The 18,575-nt window shown below is 57.6% G+C and carries 15 protein-coding genes; 12 read left to right on the top strand and 3 right to left on the bottom strand.

Annotation, left to right across the window (positions count from 1 at the left end):
- Window positions 1-249 precede the first annotated feature (249 nt).
- From DC3_RS08620 to DC3_RS08635, 4 genes are read left to right on the top strand one after another with little or no spacing between them, the layout of a single operon-like run.
- Window positions 250-888, top strand: a complete 639-nt coding sequence (locus DC3_RS08620; RefSeq protein ID WP_146883945.1) for a Crp/Fnr family transcriptional regulator — start codon at window positions 250-252, stop codon at window positions 886-888.
- The gene (gene bshC, locus DC3_RS08625) at window positions 885-2,426 is read left to right on the top strand and encodes a bacillithiol biosynthesis cysteine-adding enzyme BshC (protein ID WP_246130609.1); all 1,542 of its coding nucleotides are present in this window, start codon (window positions 885-887) and stop codon (window positions 2,424-2,426) included. The genes DC3_RS08620 and bshC overlap by 4 nt, the downstream gene beginning before the upstream one ends.
- A gap of 7 nt (window positions 2,427-2,433) precedes the next feature.
- Window positions 2,434-4,119, top strand: coding sequence for a chloride channel protein (locus DC3_RS08630; protein ID WP_146883946.1), 1,686 nt, complete (start codon window positions 2,434-2,436; stop codon window positions 4,117-4,119).
- On the top strand, window positions 4,116-4,622 hold the full coding sequence (locus tag DC3_RS08635) for a hypothetical protein (protein ID WP_146883947.1): 507 nt from the start codon (window positions 4,116-4,118) through the stop codon (window positions 4,620-4,622). The genes DC3_RS08630 and DC3_RS08635 overlap by 4 nt, the downstream gene beginning before the upstream one ends.
- 29 nt (window positions 4,623-4,651) lie before the next feature.
- Here the strand turns inward: DC3_RS08635 and DC3_RS08640 are convergent, their stop codons facing one another.
- A complete protein-coding gene (locus tag DC3_RS08640) occupies window positions 4,652-5,446 on the bottom strand; it encodes a nucleotidyltransferase domain-containing protein (protein ID WP_146883948.1) in 795 nt (264 codons plus the stop codon).
- A 310-nt stretch (window positions 5,447-5,756) separates the two neighbouring features.
- Between DC3_RS08640 and DC3_RS08645 the strand changes: the two genes are divergently transcribed.
- Complete coding sequence (locus tag DC3_RS08645) at window positions 5,757-6,458, top strand: hypothetical protein (protein ID WP_146883949.1); 702 nt, start codon at window positions 5,757-5,759, stop codon at window positions 6,456-6,458.
- On the opposite strand, the gene DC3_RS08650 is transcribed toward DC3_RS08645, so the two are convergent.
- Both DC3_RS08650 and DC3_RS08655 read right to left on the bottom strand, forming a co-directional pair.
- The gene (locus tag DC3_RS08650; protein WP_146883950.1) at window positions 6,447-7,424 is read right to left on the bottom strand and encodes a LacI family DNA-binding transcriptional regulator; all 978 of its coding nucleotides are present in this window, start codon (window positions 7,422-7,424) and stop codon (window positions 6,447-6,449) included. The two genes, DC3_RS08645 and DC3_RS08650, sit on opposite strands and share 12 nt — an antisense overlap.
- 17 nt (window positions 7,425-7,441) lie before the next feature.
- Window positions 7,442-8,830, bottom strand: coding sequence for an MBL fold metallo-hydrolase RNA specificity domain-containing protein (locus tag DC3_RS08655; RefSeq protein ID WP_146883951.1), 1,389 nt, complete (start codon window positions 8,828-8,830; stop codon window positions 7,442-7,444).
- A 209-nt stretch (window positions 8,831-9,039) separates the two neighbouring features.
- Here DC3_RS08655 and DC3_RS08660 point away from each other — a divergent pair, with 209 nt between their 5' ends.
- From DC3_RS08660 to DC3_RS08690, 7 genes are all read left to right on the top strand, one after another.
- On the top strand, window positions 9,040-9,615 hold the full coding sequence (locus DC3_RS08660) for a Maf family protein (RefSeq protein WP_146883952.1): 576 nt from the start codon (window positions 9,040-9,042) through the stop codon (window positions 9,613-9,615).
- Complete coding sequence (gene mreC, locus DC3_RS08665; protein WP_146883953.1) at window positions 9,608-10,381, top strand: rod shape-determining protein MreC; 774 nt, start codon at window positions 9,608-9,610, stop codon at window positions 10,379-10,381. The genes DC3_RS08660 and mreC overlap by 8 nt, the downstream gene beginning before the upstream one ends.
- A complete protein-coding gene (gene mreD / locus DC3_RS08670; RefSeq protein ID WP_146883954.1) occupies window positions 10,378-10,878 on the top strand; it encodes a rod shape-determining protein MreD in 501 nt (166 codons plus the stop codon). Before mreC ends, mreD begins: the two co-directional genes overlap by 4 nt.
- Window positions 10,875-12,692 (top strand): penicillin-binding transpeptidase domain-containing protein, encoded by a 1,818-nt coding sequence (locus tag DC3_RS08675; RefSeq protein ID WP_146883955.1) that lies wholly within the window; start codon window positions 10,875-10,877, stop codon window positions 12,690-12,692. Before mreD ends, DC3_RS08675 begins: the two co-directional genes overlap by 4 nt.
- A 799-nt stretch (window positions 12,693-13,491) precedes the next feature.
- Window positions 13,492-15,216: a polyketide synthase gene (locus tag DC3_RS08680; RefSeq protein WP_281292492.1), complete on the top strand. Its 1,725-nt coding sequence runs from the start codon at window positions 13,492-13,494 to the stop codon at window positions 15,214-15,216.
- Window positions 15,185-16,996, top strand: coding sequence for a beta-ketoacyl reductase (locus tag DC3_RS08685; RefSeq protein WP_186815923.1), 1,812 nt, complete (start codon window positions 15,185-15,187; stop codon window positions 16,994-16,996). The genes DC3_RS08680 and DC3_RS08685 overlap by 32 nt, the downstream gene beginning before the upstream one ends.
- Window positions 16,997-17,061: 65 nt before the next feature.
- Window positions 17,062-18,570, top strand: a complete 1,509-nt coding sequence (locus DC3_RS08690; RefSeq protein ID WP_146883958.1) for a non-ribosomal peptide synthetase — start codon at window positions 17,062-17,064, stop codon at window positions 18,568-18,570.
- Window positions 18,571-18,575: the final 5 nt, after the last annotated feature.

The raw sequence follows: 18,575 nt of genomic DNA on the forward strand, positions 1-18,575 counted from the left end.
CCGGGGTCTGGTTTTTGCTGGTGTCATGGCATGCACAGGCGAGAGGATAGGCAGGGTCCCTGCACAGGGGTGTGGCGTTTGATGACCTGTACCAAAAGCAGCCAGCCCTCTGCAGTCAGCCCTCTTTTGCTGACGGCTGATGGCTGAAGGCTGATCGCTCCACACCATCTGCATGGTCAGGATTAAATTTCCCTGATGTGCAGGCCCTGAGGGCAGGCAATTCTGGGCTCTGCGTTTATACTCTAATGTATGTTGCGTTTATCCCCCCCGGAGCACTGGCCTGAAAGGGTCCGGCTGTCCTCTGAAGCCTTGACCTTTCGCAAGGGAGAGATGCTCTTCCAGGAGGGTGACGTGTCCACGCACCTGTATTACCTGTGTTCGGGGCATGTGCGCCTGTTTCGCCTGGGGGCCATGGACCGCGAGGTGACCCTGTGTGTGGCTGCCGCCGGGCAGTGGCTGTCCGAGGGAAGCCTGCGGGGGGAAGTGCAGCGTTTTTATGCAGAAACCCTGGATGCAGTGGTCGCCCTGAAGGTGTCCACCCAGAAGGTGGTGGAGCTCGCCCGGTCCGACATGGAGATGGCCCGCTTTCTGGGAGAGGTGGTGACCTCGCAGATTGGTCTGCTGCAAAAGCAGCACCAGCAACTGGTGTTTCAGGATGTGGCGCAGCGGCTCGCGACAGCGCTTCTGTCGCTGGGACACACCTCGCACACCATCAGTGGGAAGCTGTCCCACCAGGACCTGGCCTTCATGGTGGGGTCCACCCGGGAGACCATCACCAAACTGCTGGGGGAATTTCGTGACCTGGGTTTGCTTGAGCTGGGCTATCGCAAGATAGTCTTATTGAATGAGGAGGGTCTGCGCCGCCTCGCGACGCAGCGAAACACGTGACCTTGAAAAACATTGCCAGCCACCACCATTCTTCTGAACTGAGGCATTTTTACAGGCTCAAAGCCGGGGACCTCTCTGGCGCTGTGGCCTCCCCCCCGTCAAGCGTGGACCGCAGCCGTCTGGTGCAGGGCCTGAGAGCCTACCATGAGCGGCTGGGCACCCTGACCCCCACACTGGAAGCACAACTGACAAAACTGCAGCACCCGAACAGCCGGGTGGTCGTTGCAGGCCAGCAGGCAGGACTGCTGCTCGGTCCAGCATTCACGGTGCACAAGGCTGTGGATGCCATTCTGCTGGCCAGACAACTGGACACCGAAGAGCAGCCTGTGCTGCCAATCTTCTGGGTGGCCAGCCAGGACCATGACGCCCTGGAAGTGGCCTCCACCATGCTGCTGGACTTCCGGGAGCACCTGGTGAACCTGAGCCTGCCCTTGCCGCAGGGCATCCCGGTGTACCGCATCCCTTTGCACCAGGAGTGGGTGGACCATGTTTCAAGGGCCATTTCGGACATGGATGCCCCGTTCAAAGACCGGGCACTGAAGCTGGTTCAGGACAGCGCAAAAGGCAATTACGCCGACTGGTTTGCTGGAATGGCACAGAGGTTGCTGGGAGAAGAGGGCCTGATCACCTTTGACCCGATGTTCCCGGAGCTGGCTGCCCTTTTTGTGCCTGCCCTGGAACGGGAACTTGAGCGACCCCTGGCGAGTCCACACCGGATTGAGGATGCTGCAGGGGAACTGATTGCCCTGGGTTTTGAGCCGCAACTGCGCCGGCAGGCCGGAGCCACCAACCTCTTTCTGGAGGGGAACGATGGGCACCGCCGCCTGCTGAGGTACGATGGCAGCAACTTCCATGCGGAACGCATGTACACCCTGAAAGAACTGCAGGAGATCCTGAGGCTTGATCCCAGTCGCATCACACCAGCAGCGGGCCTCAGGCCGATTGTGCAGGACACCGTGCTGCCAACGATCATCAATGTGCTTGGTCCTGGAGAACTGGCGTATGCCACGCAACTCGGGAAGGTGTACGACCTGCACGGCGTGGCCCAGCCCCTCTTGTGGAAACGCCTGAGCGTCACGTACATCGAGCCTCCGGTGCGGCGCATCCTGAGCAGGTATGGCATCACCGCACAGGAATTTCAGCGGAGCCCCTCTGAGATCACAGAGCGGCTGCTTTTGCAGGAAAGTGGGGTCCAGCAGGCCTTCCGGGAGAAACTGGGAGAGCTGGAACTGCTGTTTGAGCAGCTCGCTGAAACCTCTGTGAAGCTGGATGTGAACCTGGAAGGCAGTGTGCACCGCTCCCGACAGAGGGTGGTGGGACATGTGCAGCGGCTGGAACGCAAGCTGGCCCGACATCTGATGCAGGTGGAAAATGCCCGGGAAGGTCAGTTTGGGCGGCTGTACACCCACCTGCTTCCGGGAGGAGTGCCGCAGGAACGGGCCATCTCATACCTCACCTATCTGGCCAAATATGGGGACCATCCCCTGAAACAGCTGCTCTCCCTGCCCGCAGGAGCCCAGACTCCATTAGACTTATAACAGACTGATGCGCGCACCGTTACCCTTTCGTTTTCGCAACCGCCTGGAGACCAGCCGCATGGTGCTGTACAGCGCCCTGGCTGGAGTTCTGGTGGGGGTGGCCAGTGCACTTTTGCTGAGTGCACTGGATCATGCCCAGGATTACCTGATGGGCCTTGCCGGTTACCACCCCCCATCCCTGCCGTCGAGGGGTGGGGTGCTGATGGCCTTTGAGGGGAACATCCGCTGGTGGGCCTTGCTGGTGATCCCGGCCTGCGCTGTGCTGGCGGTGTGGCTGTACAAACCTGTCCACATTGATCCCCTGGCAGAAACCATCGAGCATTACCACAGTGGGGAGTCACGGCCCGTGCAGTGGAGGTTGCAACTGCAGCGCATCCTGGCAGGGTTCATCTCGATTGGGGCAGGGGTGCCCCTCGGACGGGAAGGAATGCTGCTCAGTGTGGCGCAGGCCACCGCCCACCTGACCTCCAGGTTCGGGTCCCTGTCCAAGAGTGAGGCCCGGACCATCCTGATGGCGAGTTGCGCGGCGGTGCTTGGGGTGGTGTTCCATGCCCCTCTGGCCTGCGCAGTGATCATTGCAGAGATTCTGTACAGGCGCAATGAATTCGAATTCGAAGTTCTGATGCCTGCCGTGCTGTCCAGCGTGGCCGCCTACGCCATTTACGGCACCCTGATGGGGTTCTCTCCCCTGCTGGACATTCCTCCCGTTGAAACCCCCTCGTACTGGTCGATGCCGCTGTACCTGCTGCTCGGGGCCATCATTGCAGGCCTCGCCAACGTGTATCTGCAGGCGATCCGCACCTTGCGAAGAAACCTGCGCAAACTGCGCCTGAACCTGCTGTTCGTCACGCTCACAGGGGGAGTGGCCGTGGCCCTGTGCAGTGTGTTCTTTGATGGGACCCTCGGTGATGGACTGGGCTGGACGCAACTGAACTTCATGGGCATGCTCGATGACCTCAGTGTGTACCAGCACTTCATGGTGCGCTTCATGGTCACCCTGATCGTTTCCGGGGCTTTCATGATCGGAGGCTACTTCACCCCACAACTGGTGATCGGGGCTTTCGCAGGGGCCAGTCTGGGGGCAGCGATCAATGCGGTCTTCCCTGCCGATCCTGTAAACGTCCTGGTGTTCGGCCTGGTGGGCGCAGCGGCCTTTCTGAGCAGCACCACCAACATCCCTCTGGGTGCAACCCTGCTGCTGGCCACCTGGAGTGGTGAGGAAATCCTGATTCCACTGGTGCTCTCGACCTTCACGGCTTACGCAGTGGGCGGGGTGTACAGCCTGTACGTCGAGCAGAAGAACGTGCGGGCAGAATCCGGCGCGCACATCAGCAACATTGTCACCGAGGCCCTCAGCCAGCCTGCTCCCCAGGACCTGATGGAACTCCTGCGCAACCAGCCTGTCACGGTGCTGCAGGGAGACACCGAGCAGATCAGCGGCATTGAGGTGCCAGAAGCGTGGTACGGCAAGACCAAAGGAGAGGTGGACATCCCGGACACCATTCTGGTGTTCGCCATCGCCAGAGAAGGCAAAATTCACGTTCCCAACAACAAAACACCATTCATTGCTGGGGATCAGGTGATGCTGATTGGTGAGCCCCAGGAGGTGTCCGCCTTCCGGGAGACCCTTGCTGCCCAGCAGGCCCAGCAACAGCAACCCGGCGACGCTGGAGACACCGAGGTGGTCGCATGAACCTCAGGCCCATCCAGCCCCTGCCGGATGTCCCAAACGGTTACATGCAGCTCGAAAACTACAGCAGTGTGAAACGCCTGTGGACCTACCTGCAGGGGGCATCCCAGCAAGGACTGCTGGTGCGTCCCCTCAGGACAGACAGCGAAGAGGTGTGCAGGCGGCTGATTTCCGGGTACCAGCTGCCTGCAGCCGGGGTGCTCATCGATCAGGCCAAAACCCTCAAATACCTCGATGAGCACGTCTACACGCCCCACCCGACCCTGATGGCTGCACTGGAAGGAAATTTCGAGCCGTTGAAGCTGCTGCTCAGTGAATCATACGTGCTCAAGATTGACTTCACGCTGGCTTTCACCCGCAGCAGACAGCTGGTCATGAAGACCTCTGCCCAGTTCGTTCCACTGCCAGAGGCCACCGAAAAACTGGACCTCAAACTCGAAGCCCGCCGCTTCACACGGGATGAATGGCGGGTGCTCCTCGACAGGGCCTGCGGCCTGATGCGGTAACCTGCGGCCCAGACGGCCTTCTGCCCTGCCTACAGGTCCTCTATGGGCGTCTGTCCGTTCATCCAGTTGAGTTCGCTGTCCTGCAGGAAGTAATTTGTCCAGAACGTGGATGGGGTGCCCCAGTCGCGGTATTCCAGCACGAGGTCGCAGAGGTCTCGGGTGCCTTCCACGCTGGGGTTCCGCATCAATTGGTCCACTTTGCTGAGGTAGTCTGTCGGGATGTCCTGGGCCAGTTCCAGCATCCTCAGCATCCATTTGTGGTAGGGGAAAAACAGGCGGTTGTGGGCCAGCAGCATGCGTGCAGTGAACAGCACAGCGCGGTTGGCAGACCAGGAGAGCAGGTAGGGGTTGTTGTGTTTTTCCCCTTCTCCGACGTACCACTGCATGGCCTGCACCTGGGCCATGAAGCGGTGGATGCGTTCCTGCACCCCCTCCTCTGGGTAGGTGGTGATGCGGTTCAGCAGGGTTTGCAGTTCAGTGGGGTCATTTCTGGACCAGGCGATGAAGGATTTCCAGAAGGCGGCCCGTGCCGGTTCACTGCCCATCTCTGCGACCTTTTCGAGGAAGCTGATGCCGATGTGTTTGCCGTCAACGTAACCTCCTTCGTAGTCGGTGAAGTCTGTGGAGTAGTACGAGAGGTCTCCGGTGGCCTGGCGTTTCTGGTAGCTTTCCTCGTCAATGACGATGAGGACATCCAGGTCACTTCCTGGCTTGCCGAAGCCTTTGACCAGGGACCCTCCGACAATGATGGCCTGCACTTCGTCTTTCTGGGAGTAGGCGGTCACAAAGCGGTCCAGAGCGGCCTGATGGTGGGGATGGAGCATGGTTCACCTCGGATGAGAATTTTGAAAACGATTTCAAATTTCAGTATAGCGGTAAATCTGCACTTCGGCATCATAAGCAATATGGCAGAGTGAATTTCCCTGATGGGCATCAAAAGCATTTTGCAAGCGCATTCAGATGCGGTGCATCTGGGAGGTTGAGATCATGTTGGTTTTTCCTGTCAGACATATCACGTTTTAAATTTTTGCTGGGGGCTGACAGCTGATGCCTGACTGCTTTTCAGACAGCCCTTCTGCCTGAAGGTCACCTGAGGTTAGAATGGGAACCATCACGAACTGGTACAGGAGGCCTATGCGCGGTTTGTCCCCGGAAGCCATGGTGCTGGAAGAAATCCGGCAAATGAAACTCATCACCCCCGAAGAGTACCTGCTGATCCGCACGTACATCCAGACCCGCACCGATCACACCAGTGCCTCGCAGATCAAAGAGATCCATCAGGCCTTGCAGGACAGACAGATTTCACAGGCCACTTTTGAGGACACCAAAGCCAAGCTGATCACCCGGATTCGCAAAGAGGTCAAAACCCGCGAGATTGTTCCCCTGGCTGCAGAGGCCGAGGAGGAAAAACCCCGCAGGAATCCTTTGCTGCTGGTGCTGATGCTCGGAATGCTGGTGGTGGGCGTGGGGCTGACAGTCTCCGGGATCTTCGGGGTGAAAGAGACGGAAACTTCCAGGTTCCTGAAAGCCATAACTGTGCATCCAAGCAGCAACCTGCCCATGGAGCGCTTCAGACAGCCCGATGGAACGTATGCTTTTGATTATCCGGGCACAAAACTGGGAGAGAGCAGCCATCTGGTGTGGTTTTCCCCGGAAAAGTGGTGGATTCGCATTGAGAGACCCCTGGTGCAGCCATCAGATTTTGGGCGGGCCAGAGAAATTGCAAGTGGACTCTGGCAGCTCAACACCTCCCTGGGCACCCTGTATGCCGAGGTGGGCACCACCGGACTGCACCTGAGATCTGAGGCCTTCCAGAAGTCTTTTTCAGGGAAGTGACCGCACCGATGCCCGTTCGATGATCCGCACCGGAAGCACCCGGTTTCGGCTGCCCTCTGTTGGGTTCAGCAGCAATTGCACGGCTTCACGGCCCATGTCCTCAAAGGGTTGGGCCACCGTGGTGAGGGCTGGAACGGTGGTCTCGGTGAGGAGCAGGTTGTCAAAGCCCATGATGCTGAGTTGGTCCGGGACCTTCACACCTCTGGTCTGCGCGGCCAGCAGGGCACCTGCGGCCAGTTCATCGCTGCAGGCAAAAAGGGCGCTCACTGCAGTTTCCCTTTGCAAGAGGAAATGAAATCCCTCCTGCCCATCCTCAAATGAAAAGCCTCTGGAGTACACGATGTGGTGCTCTTTGATGGGGAGCCCAAGCTGCATGTGGGCATCCACGTAACCCTCCACCCGTGCCGTGCTGCTGAAAGGATCGGACCTTGCACCTGCCAGGATGGCAATGTCCCGGTGGCCCAGATTCAGCAGGTGCAGGGTGGCTTCACACGCCGCACGGCGGTCATCGCAGCGCACGTACGGCACATCAAACTGGTAGGACATTGAGGACAGCAGCACCACAGGGATGCCGGCTTGCAAGAGCAACTCGTGGTACTCGCGTTGCAGGATTTCACTGGCAAATATCACCCCCCTGACCTGATGCTGCACCAGAAGTTGCAGGTGGTCCAGGGTGGATCGGAGGGTGCCATCGGTGTGACAGACCACCACCAGATGGCCTCTCTTCTGGGCTTCTTGCTGCACTCCGCTGAGCACCCGGCCAATGAGCATGCTGGACACTTTTGGAAAAACCAGACCGATGGCAGGCCTGATGGGCTCAAAGGTGGAAGGTGGAGGCCGCAGGGGAAGGTACCCGAGCGTTTCGATGGCCTCCATGACCCGCAGTCGGGTCTCTGGGCTGTAACCGTCGGTGGAATTGAGGATGCGGGACACCGTGGCCGTCGAAACCCCAGCCATTCTTGCCACGTCTTTGAGGGTGGGTTTCAAAGGTTCTGTCCCACCGTGTACGTTTCCCCGAACCGGTTGATCACCACCTGCCGCCCTCTGCTTTCCAGCTCCTGCTGGAAGGCTTCCATCACCTGCAGGTCTCCGTGCACCAGATGCACCCGGGCGTGCTCTGTCGGTTCCAGGAAAGCCAGCAGGTCATCCTGATCGGCGTGGGCAGAGAACCCACCAATGGTGTGCACACTGGCCCGCACGACCACCTCCTCACCATGGATGCGCACCCGGTCTGCTCCGGCAATCAGGCGGCCTCCCAGAGAGTTGGGACTCTGGTACCCGACGATCACCAGACTGGTGCTGTCCTTCCACAGGTGGTGCTTGAGGTGGTGCACGATGCGACCCCCGGAAAGCATGCCCGATCCTGCCAGGATGATCGCTGCTCCTTTCATGTCGTTGAGCCTGCGGGATTCCCCGCTGCTGGAAGTCACAAAAAGGTTCTCCGGGGCAAATGGCCTGTCTCCCTGCTCCAGGTCCTGCTGCACATCCGGATTGAAATCTCCCCCCAGGTTCTCGTACAGGCGGGTGATTCTGGAACCCATCGGGGAATCCAGATAGATCGGGGTGAGGGGGATGCGCCCCTCGTCCTGCAACTGCCTGAGCACGTACAGGATGTTCTGGGTGCGTTCCAGTGCAAAAGACGGAATCAGGATCTTGCCGTCCTTCTTGATGCTCTGCTGCAGCACCTGGGCGAATTCATCCACCGTGTCCTGCTGGCTGCGGTGGGCCCTGTTGCCATAGGTGGATTCGATGACCACTGCATCACAGGGGCCGGGGAGGTGAAAATCTGCTTCAACTGGACTTTCCCGGTTGCCCAGGTCTCCCGAGATGACCACAGTCTTGCCTTCTGCGAAAACCTCAATCCAGGCGCTGCCCAGCACGTGGCCTGCCGGGTAAAACCGGATTTCAATGCCATGAAAATGCAGGGTGTTCTCCCAGCCCATGTCGGGAGTGATGCGCTGCATGAGCAGGTCAATGTCTTTTTCTGTGTAGAGGGGCTCAGGGACTTCATGCTCGCGGCCCTGGCGTCTGGCCTTTCTGAGGTCACGATCAAAGTCTTCTTCAGCGATGTGGGCGGCGTCCCTGAGGATCAGTTCGGTCACGGCACGGGTGGCCGGGGTGCAATGGAATTTGCCCCGGTAGCCTCCCTTGATCAGCAGGGGCAGGCGACCCACGTGGTCCAGGTGGCCGTGGGTGATCAGCACCAGGTCCAGGGTGCTGGCATCAAAAGGGAGGGGCGGCTGGTTTTTCTCTTCGAGTTCACGGTTCCCCTGGTACAATCCACAATCAATCAGGATGCGCTGTCCATTCGCTTCCAGCAGGTGACAGCTTCCGGTGACCGTTTCGGCGGCGCCATAACTGGTGATTTGCATGGTCTCATGGTACGGGTTTTGTGGGCATCAGGGAGAGGCCCGGGTGGCTCGATTCTCACCCCTCCAGCGAGTATGCTTGTACAGTATGTTGTTTGCAGTGCACACCAGAGTCGAATTCATGCATGCCACAAAGTGTGTGGCAGACATCAAAATGAAGCGCAGGGCAGGACAGAAATCGCCGAGAGAATGTGTGGGGAGGCAGAGCTGAAGTGGAATGGGTGCTTGCTTCCCAGAGCCCCCGACGCAGGGAACTTCTTTCCCGGGTCGGGGTGAAATTTCGAATTCAGGTGGCCCACACCGATGAGGTGTCCCTGGAAACTGCCCCTGAAGAGATCGCAAAGGACCTCTCCCGCCAGAAGGCCCTCGCCGTGCGTGAAATGGAACCGGACGCCTGCATCATCGCTGCAGACACCATTGTGGTGCTGGATGGGGAAGTGCTGAACAAGCCTGTGGACCGGGATGAAAACAGGGTGTTCATCTCCAGGCTGGCCGGAAGAACCCATCAGGTGATGACCGGGGTCACCATCAGCACCCCTGAGGTGACCCATTCGGATGTGGAAATCACCCAGGTGAAATTTCGCAGCCTGACCGAAAGAGAAATCGAGTGGTACGTGCAGTCCGGGGAAGGTCTTGACAAGGCCGGAGGGTACGGCATTCAGGAACTCGGTGCCCTGCTCGTGGAGGGGGTTGAGGGGGACTACTTCAATGTGGTCGGCCTGCCCCTGGTCCGTCTGCTGATGGTGTCCCGCCAGGTGGGACAGGACCTCCTGGGGGCGCATGTTTAAACAGCTCACCCTGATCTTCATCGCCCTGATGATCGTCGGTCTGGTCATGACCCGCTTTATGCCCACCCCTCCGATGGCGGTGACCAGTGGGATCATTCCGGTCACCCGTCTGACCCAGCAATTCGCCATGAACATCAAAAATGCAGTGACCAGCGTGCTTGAACAGCGGGACTTGCGGGACCGCTACAACGAAAACCATGCGGAGTTGCAGAGCCTGAGAAACGAGGTGCGGCAATTGAGGCTGGAGGTGGCCCGCCTGCAACGGGCCGAGGCAGTCCGCAAGACCGTGAGCCCGGGGATTTTCACCACCGCAGAGATCACCGCCATTGACCCCTCTCCCCTGCTGTCCCGCCTGAGGATCAACATGGGGGGCGACCAGGGGGTGCAGCGCAACATGCCCGTGACGGTCCCCACCGGACTGGTCGGTCAGGTGATGGAGGTGAGCCGCACCGAGGCCTGGGTGATCACCCTGGTGGACCCGGAATCCAACGTGGGCATTGCCATTCAGGGCAAAGCCGGGCGTGGGATTGCCGTGGGTGCTCCACCAGACCGCCTGAGGGCGGAATTCCCCCGCAATGTGGATGTGAAAGTCGGAGACCAGATCGTGACCGCCAGCCTGGGAGGGGTGTACCCGGCCAACGTGCGGGTGGGCATCGTGGATTCGGTGCTGCCCCTCGGGGCCAACGCCACCAAGCGTGTGGCCTTCATCAAACCCGATGTGGATGTCAGCAACCTTGAAGAAGTCATCCTGCTGAGGGCTTTATGATCCGGCCCCTGCTTTTCGTGCTTTTTGCGGTGATTCTGCAGGGGGTGTTCCCGATCATCCTGCCCAGAGCCTGGGGGTTTGACGGACCGGACCTGTTCCTGCTGCTCGCCCTGATCTTCGCTGCACGGCTTCCCCTGAACTGGGGCATCCTGGTGGCCTTCGTGATTGGCCTGTTTCAGGATGCCCTCGGGGCAGGACTCATGGGCCTGCATGCCTCCGCACTCGCAGGTGCCGTCTACCTGTTCTACGGGGCCAGGGTGTGGCTCAGCCAGCAGACGCCCGGACGGGAGACCTTCTGCCTGATTCTGGCTTTGATCGGCCAGTGGACGGTGTTTTTGTTCCTGACCTACTGGCTGCGCAGCAACCTTGTCACCGTGCACACCCTCTACACCGTGCTCCCCTCACAGGTGATCTTCACCCTGATCTTCACCCCCATCATGTACCGACTGGCCGACTGGTCGCTGGGCCGGGTGGCCACCGATGACCGGAGATTATGAACCGACTGAGAGGCATCGCCCTGTTCTTCACCCTGGTGCTGTCGGCCTACGGGTACCGCCTGTACGACTGGCAGATCCAGAAATTTGACCAGTTCCAGTCCAGAAGCCAGAGCAACACCCTGCGCAGCGAACCCATCCGGGCCTGGAGGGGTGAGATCCGCACACGGGATGGGGTCTTGCTCGCCACCAACCGCCTGAGTGTGGATTTGATCTACAAGTGGAAAAGCTCCAAAGACAACCGCCCCGTGGTGTCCTGGGAGAAAATCCGCTACCTTGCCGGAATCAAAGATCCAGTGCTCCCTGAGCTTCCTGTGGGCAGTGAACTCACACTGGCCAGAAACATTCCCCAGCAGAACCTTCCGGCCCTCTATGAGTACGTGGTGTTCCAGCCGAATCTGGAACTCCGGGAGCGCATTGAACGGGTGTACCCACAGGGGAAACTGGCCTCCAACCTGCTGGGCTACGTCGGGGAAACCACCGCAGACGACGTGAATTCTGGCAAATACCAGCTCGGAGACATCATCGGCAAGACGGGCCTCGAAGCCAGCATGGAAGACCAGCTTCGTGGGGTGAACGGCCTGAAACTCACCGAGGTGGATTTCAAGGGACGCCGCATCAACGAGCGCATCGAACAGGAGGGGGAAGCCGGGAAGAACCTCACCCTCACCATCGACAGCACCCTGCAACGCGCCGCCGAGAAAGCACTGGAAGAGGGGATGCAGGACATCAAGCGGCAGTATTCTGCCCGCAAGGACATCAAAGAGGCCCACGGAGCAGTGGTCGCCATCGATCCCAGAAACGGACAGGTGCTGGCCCTGGCAAGCCGTCCCACCTTCGATCCGAACTGGTTTGCCACGTCACCCGCGCCACCCGAACGGGCAGCAGCCCTCCTCAGTGATGACTCCCCCACCATCAACCGGGCCGTCTACCCGTACACCCCCGGAAGTGTGTTCAAACCCTCCACCACCAACGCTGTGCTGGAAGCATTTGGGCGCAACCCGGTGTACAACTGCCCATCAAGCATCTTTTACGGAGGTCGGGCCTGGAAAAACTGGGATCGTCGCAACAGCGGCCCGATGGATGGACGCAAAGCCATTGCCCACTCCTGCAATCCCTGGTACTTCCAGTCTTCCATCCAGGGAGACCCGGTGCCCTTTTCCAACGTGCTGGGCAAACGCACGCGCGAACTCGGCTTCGGCGAACCCACCGGAATCGAACTGATCGGAGAAAAAACCGGGCTGATTCCCAGCCAGGACACGTACAAGAAACTGGGCATCGAGTGGTATCCGGGTTTCACCCTGAACATGTCCATCGGGCAAGGAGATGTGCTGGTGACCCCCCTGCAGCTTGCCAAGGTGATGGCCACCCTGATCAATGAAGGGCGCAAGCAACCTGTCACGGTCATCAAGGCGGTGGGTGGAAAAGAACAGCCCCCCAAACCCACAACGCAGGTGCCCGGCAAACCATGGGTGTGGAACACCATCAAAGAAGGCATGGTGATGACCGCCCAGTCCGGAACCTCCAAACACATGCTCGGACCAGACCGCTTCCCCATCCGCACCGGAGGGAAAACCGGGACTGCCCAGACCAACGCCCGCATCAATGGCAAAACCCAGTACTTCGAGCACTCCTGGTACGAGGGCTACGGCCCGATCCAGAACCCCAACCTGGTGGTCGTCGCCTTCTTCGAATTCGGAGGCGAAGGTTCGGGGGTGGCCCTGCCTGCCGTCAAGAAGGTCATGGCAGCACACTGGAAGATCAAGCTGGATGAGCGCCTGCAGGTGGTGGAATCGGAAGATTTGCCTGGAGATTGAAAAAGTGATTTTGTGACAGCTCATGCTCCGGGCCCCCTTGCAGGGGTTATTTCTGGATGGGATGGAAGCTGGGATGATCTGTGTTTTTTGTTGTTTTGGATTTGCTTGTGAAATTTTTATTTGTTAATTTGACAAGCAGGAGGGTTGTTGACCCTTGCAAACAGAGCTGTACGTGATCCAGATGTTCTGGCCCATTGATCTGCGCAAAAACGAGTGTGGTGCCCTGAGGTTCCCTGACCGTTCCATTTGCGTTGCTCAGTAAAAAGACCTGTAGGTTCTGTTGGCGAACATCAATCATGTCCTGACCACCCACAGTTCTGCCAGAGCAGATCAATGGGCTGGAATCCATTGGCCTCGGGGCAAAATGTCGCGGGTTGACTTCTGGAGTGGCCCCACAACACCGACCAGAAAAGGGCTCTGGATCTGCAGACGACTTGCGTTGTCCAGGGCCACAGTTGGGATGGAGCTCATTTCATGCAAATACGGGAAATACCCTATTGAACAGAGAGTTAAATGTCCCTAGAATCCTGTAAAAGTAATTGTGGTGGACAATCAATACAACGAAAGGGGAACAATCTCTATACATTTGGCAATGACATGAATCAAAGTATTGGCATTTGATGCACACCTGAAATACAAAGTTGTTCTTCCAGTAATGTCATTCTCCTGATCACGACTTAGAGGATGACCCACTGCTTTGTGTTGTGTTGTCAATACGAAAATCGATTCATTTCACCAGATCACAGATGAGATTTCATCAATCATGTCTCTTGGTCAAAATAAAACATGTGTGGTGGGAATGGGCATGATGCTTCCTGAAGTGGAGTCTCTGTCAGATTTTGTGCTCCACCTTGAACAACTAAAAGTGATGCTTCCCGATTTTCGCCCCTTTCCTGACCGCTCGTGCGGGACCGAGGCATGGGTTCAGTTCTATGAAACCCACATGCGATTGCCGGGCCTTTTCAGGTTTGACCGGGAGTATTTTGGCATCACGCCGGTGGATGCCATGCTGGCCGATCCGCAACAACGTCTGTTGCTGCACTGCACCGTTCAGGCTTTTGCCGATGCAGGTCTCCATGAAAAGCACGTGTCTGCCCACCATCCGGTGGGTTGCTATGTGACGGCTGGAAAAAGCACTTATTTTGAAGCATTTCATCAACAGGCTGCACGCAAATTCTCGGAAGAAACCCGGCGCTACATTGGCAATGACCTTTCTGCTTTGTCGGCCCGCCTCTCCTACCTCCTGGATTTCAGGGGTCCCAGTGTCTCACTGGCATCAGCTTGCTCATCAGGCCTCTCTGCACTGCAACATGCCCAATGGGCCATCCAGGATGGCCAGTGCCCAATTGCAGTGGTGGGAGGCGTGAATGTCGATTTTCTTCAAGTCTTCTTTGCACCTGAGCCAGGAGGCATCCTGAGTGCAGACCGCTTGTGTCGTCCACTGGCAGCACAGGCCACAGGAACCGTTTTCTCCAATGGCGCGGTGGTGGTTTTGCTGGCGGATCAGGAGTTTGCCCAGCAGCAGGGCCTGCAGATCTACTGCACGGTAGAAGGTGTGGGGGCCTCGAATGATGGGAGACAAAAATTGTCTTTCACCGCTCCCACCATAGAGGGACAGGTCAAAGCATTGCGCAAAGCCTGGACAGCTGCAGAATTGAACGCTGTCCCACATGGTATTGAAATGCACGCCACTGGAACCCGCCTGGGAGATCCCATTGAATTGCAAGCACTGGTGAAAGCCAGACAGCTGCAATTTTCCTCGCAGGATGCCATCAAGGTGGGAGCGGTGAAAGCAAACTTTGGCCACCTGAACCACGCTTCTGGGCTGCTGGCACTGGCCAAATGCGCCATGCAATTCTGGAAGCAGAGGGTGTTTGCCACACCCAACCTGCTTCCCCTCAACCCTCACTTTGATTTTGAGTCCCAGAATGTCCATCCCCAGACCACCCACCAGGACACCCCGGTTGCAGTGCAGGGTTTGACCTCACTTGGTATTGGAGGAAGCAATGTGCATGTGGTGTTGCGTGAGAGAACACAGCACCCCCCTGCGCATGCCTTGCGTGCTGGGGGATCTCAGCTGGTGCTGGTGGGAAGCCACAAAGCCAGTTTGCTGGACGCACAGAAAAAGAGCACCTTAAGGCAGGTCCAGAACTGTGCTGCCTCGTCTGTCGAAGTGCTGCTCACAACACTTTCACTGTTTGCAACCTCACCCCATCGGCAATTGATTCACCATGATCCCAAGCAGAACGTCATCTTGCACCACTGGGACCTGCCCCCAGACCTGGTGCTTTCACCTCCTGCCGGTCCTGCAGACCTGGTGCAGGCTGCAATGCAACTGCGACGCTGGATGGACGACCTGCCTGTTGAGCCGCTGGCGCATCGAGTGTTTCAACACCTCGATCACCTGGACCTCAGCACTTCACCGTTTCTTCTTAAAGGGTTTGCTCGCATCTTGGATGCTGGTAAAAAATTCAGTCTCGAGAAAGAATCCCATGAAAAAGACCCCATTGTCCAAAACCACTGACATCAAACGCTGGATGTTTGAACCCACCTGGAAAATCGAACCCCTCCCTGAAAACCCTGCTGCTCCTGTGGAGGGTCTGACCGTGGTTGTGTACACCAATCCACAGCCCGGAGCACTGGAACAGGCCGTCATTCAACGGCTGCAGGAAAAGAACAGGGTGCTGCTGCTGGACATCAAAGCCCGACAGCAGCACGACAGTGATCTTGAGAAACTGGTCCAGCAGCAGCCTGTCGATGTGATCATCAACTGCGCAGGTCTGGATGAACACCGCAGCCTGGATGTGCCGCTGCAGCAGCAACTGGCCGATCTGGACCATGCCAAAGAGCATTATTTTTACTCCCAGTTGACCATCTTCAAGACGCTGGCAGCATGCAACGTTTCTCTTCCCACCCGTTACCACTTCCTGATGCAAGACGCCCTGGGGGTGCGCCCCACTGACACCATTGATCCTTACAAACAGCTGGGGCTGGGCGTGGTGCGGGTGGTGCCACAAGAATTCCCTTACTTTTTTTGCAAAGCGATTGAAGTGACTGCGGGTGAGGTGGAATACACCTCCCGGAGGATCATGGACGAGCTGGCAGATGTGACAGAGGGAGGAACCATTGCCTTGCGGGGAGCAGACCGCCATGTGTTTGGCTTTGATGCCATAGAGCCTGCCCCCCCCACCATGCATCTGAAAAAAGCAGGAACCTACCTGATCACTGGTGGACGTGGTCGCATTGGGTACACCCTGGCCCGTCACATCGCTGAGCACCACCAATCCAATCTGGTGCTCACCGGAATCTCTGAATTGCCTCCCCGCGAGTTGTGGGACCATCTTGAAAACTTTGATGAACACATTCAGGGGGAAATCCAGAAGGTGCTGGAACTTGAGGCACTGGGGTCCCGGGTGTTGCTGGTCCAATGCGATGCAGCAAACCTTGAAGAGTCCAGAAACCTGTTCGAGCGCATCAGGTCAGAATTTGGTGCGCTTGATGGGGTGGTGCACGCGGCTGGAATCTTTGAGGCACAGCGTGCATTCCGGGGGATCATTGACACCAGCATTGAAGACTGTGAGCGCCGCTTCCTGCCCAAAATCAATGGCTCTCTGGTGCTTCAGGAGTTGCTCCATGAATTCCAGTGGACGCCAGATTTTTGTTTCATGCAATCTTCCCTGTCTTCCGTGCTCGGTGGTTTTGGCTTTGCCGCCTACTCAGCAGGAAACATTTTCATGGATGCTTTCGCTGAAGTGCGCCGAGGAAGCACTTGCTGGATGAGCATCAACTGGGACGGCTGGGTGTTCCGGGATGTGGATGAAGAAGTGGAGAACATGTCGGTGATTTCTCCCCAATTTGCCTCTCCGTCCTTTGGAGTGGTGGCGGAAATCGCCATCCGTCCCCAGGAAGGAGCGGCGGCTTACCAGTGGATGCTGGACGCTGGCAGGCGCTCACAAACCCTGGTTTCCACAGCCGATCTGCACCTGCGTTACCACGACTGGGTGCGTCATGCATCACATTATCAACAGTTGCAACGACAGCCCAGCACGGCTTCACTTGATGTGCTGGGAGGGGTCATGCAGGCTTTCCGGGAAGTGATTGGGGATGTACCCGTTCAGCCAGACTCCAACTATTTTGCTCTTGGAGGAGACTCCCTGATGGCCATTGAATTGATTTCATTGCTATCCCAGCGCTTTCACTGTGCCGTGGACATCATCGCCATTCTGGAACACCCCACACCCCAACAAATCGCCCAGCACATCATGGAGCAGCAAGCCCAGACTGTTGCACTGCTCACCCACTGAAACCACTTGTGGGAATACAGGGGCAACACCAGGTCACCAGGTGGTTGCCCCTGTCCGAGGATTCCATGTCTGTTCAGTCCAACCCATCCACCATTGACATCCAACAGTCGGCTTTTTACATCCAGCACCACCTGACAATTGCAGGTTTTCGCAGGCAGTTGCAGGGTCTGCCCGCAGGAGCCCTGGTGCAGGTGCAGGCACACAAAAGCCATCAACTGGTCTGCTTGCTGCTGGCTTTGTATGACTGCAGGTTGCCTTTTGTGCTCAGTGACCCTGAAGCTTTTTCTGTTCCCAGCGTGGTTCATTCGGTGATCCGCTTGCAGGATGAACACATCGGCATCGAACACAATCCACAACACAATGGCTTCCTTGAAGCAGACCTGATGTACCTTGTGAGAACCTCGGGTTCCACGGGCCAACCCAAGCATGTGCTGGTCAGCAGGACAGCGTACACTTCCCTGCTCAACAAGCTGCAGAGGTTTCTGGTTCAGCAGGGCATTCAAATTGAACAACAGGTCAGTTGTGTGAATGTGGCCTTTGGTTACTTCATGTTCGACCTGGCCCTGCAGATCCTCTGTGCTCCCAGAACGCTCTTTCTGGACACCCCTGCCGCATTGCCTGAAGCCTGGGACCACCTGAAGTCAGGCAACTGGCACCTGTCCATCACGCCATCCACTTTGCTGGATCATCCTTTTCACCAGTTGGAAGGATGCCGTCTGTGGCTGAGCGGAGAACCCATCGGTCCGGCTGTGGCCCATTGCATTGAAACCCGGCAGTTGTTGCGGCACCACCGCATGTGGGTGAGTTTTGCCACCACCGAAACTGGAGGCCAGATCAGCCTGGGGGAACTTCAAGCTGGACAGGAGTTGGTGGGTGCATGTGGTACGTTGCTGCCGGGGGTCACTCTGGAGCTGCATGAGGACCACACCATGGTCCGCACAGACAGCCTTTTCAGCGGTTACCTGCTGCCAGATGGGCAGGTTCAAGTTCCCGCTGGTGGATTCATTTGCCCAGATGTGCTGACCTTTCAGCAAAATCAGCTGTACTTTCTGGGTCGCAACGATGGAACACAAAAACGCCATGGGTTGTTCACCAACCACGACCAAAGGGAACAGGGGTTGTTGAGGGGCCTGGAACAGTATCCAATGTTTGCCCATCGCAGAACCATTGCAGATGCCACATACCTGGTGGCTGTGGCCCTGGTGCCTGCCGAAGAACAGGCCGGGGTGTACCGTTGGATTCAGCAGCAACCGCACCTTCAACCCGATGCCCTGTTTCTGGTGGAAGGGCTGTTCAGAAACAACAACCACAAGGCTGTGGACCCCATATCACACTTTCAAAATCAGGCACCCTTGAGCTTGCAGGCTTTTCTCCAAGTGGCCTGCGCCTGCTTGTTGGTGCCTGATATGGACCCCTCTCAGGGACTGCTGGATGTTGGTGCCGATTCCCTGAGGGTGTTGATTCTGGCTCGACTGCTCTCAGATGTTTATGGAAAGCCCATTGACTTTTTGACCCTCGTTGAGCATCCCACTTTCAAAGATCTGCACCACCACCTCTCTCATTCTTCTTTTTGAAAGGA

The organism is Deinococcus cellulosilyticus NBRC 106333 = KACC 11606, from assembly GCF_007990775.1.
In the GTDB taxonomy this organism is placed as follows: domain Bacteria; phylum Deinococcota; class Deinococci; order Deinococcales; family Deinococcaceae; genus Deinococcus_C; species Deinococcus_C cellulosilyticus.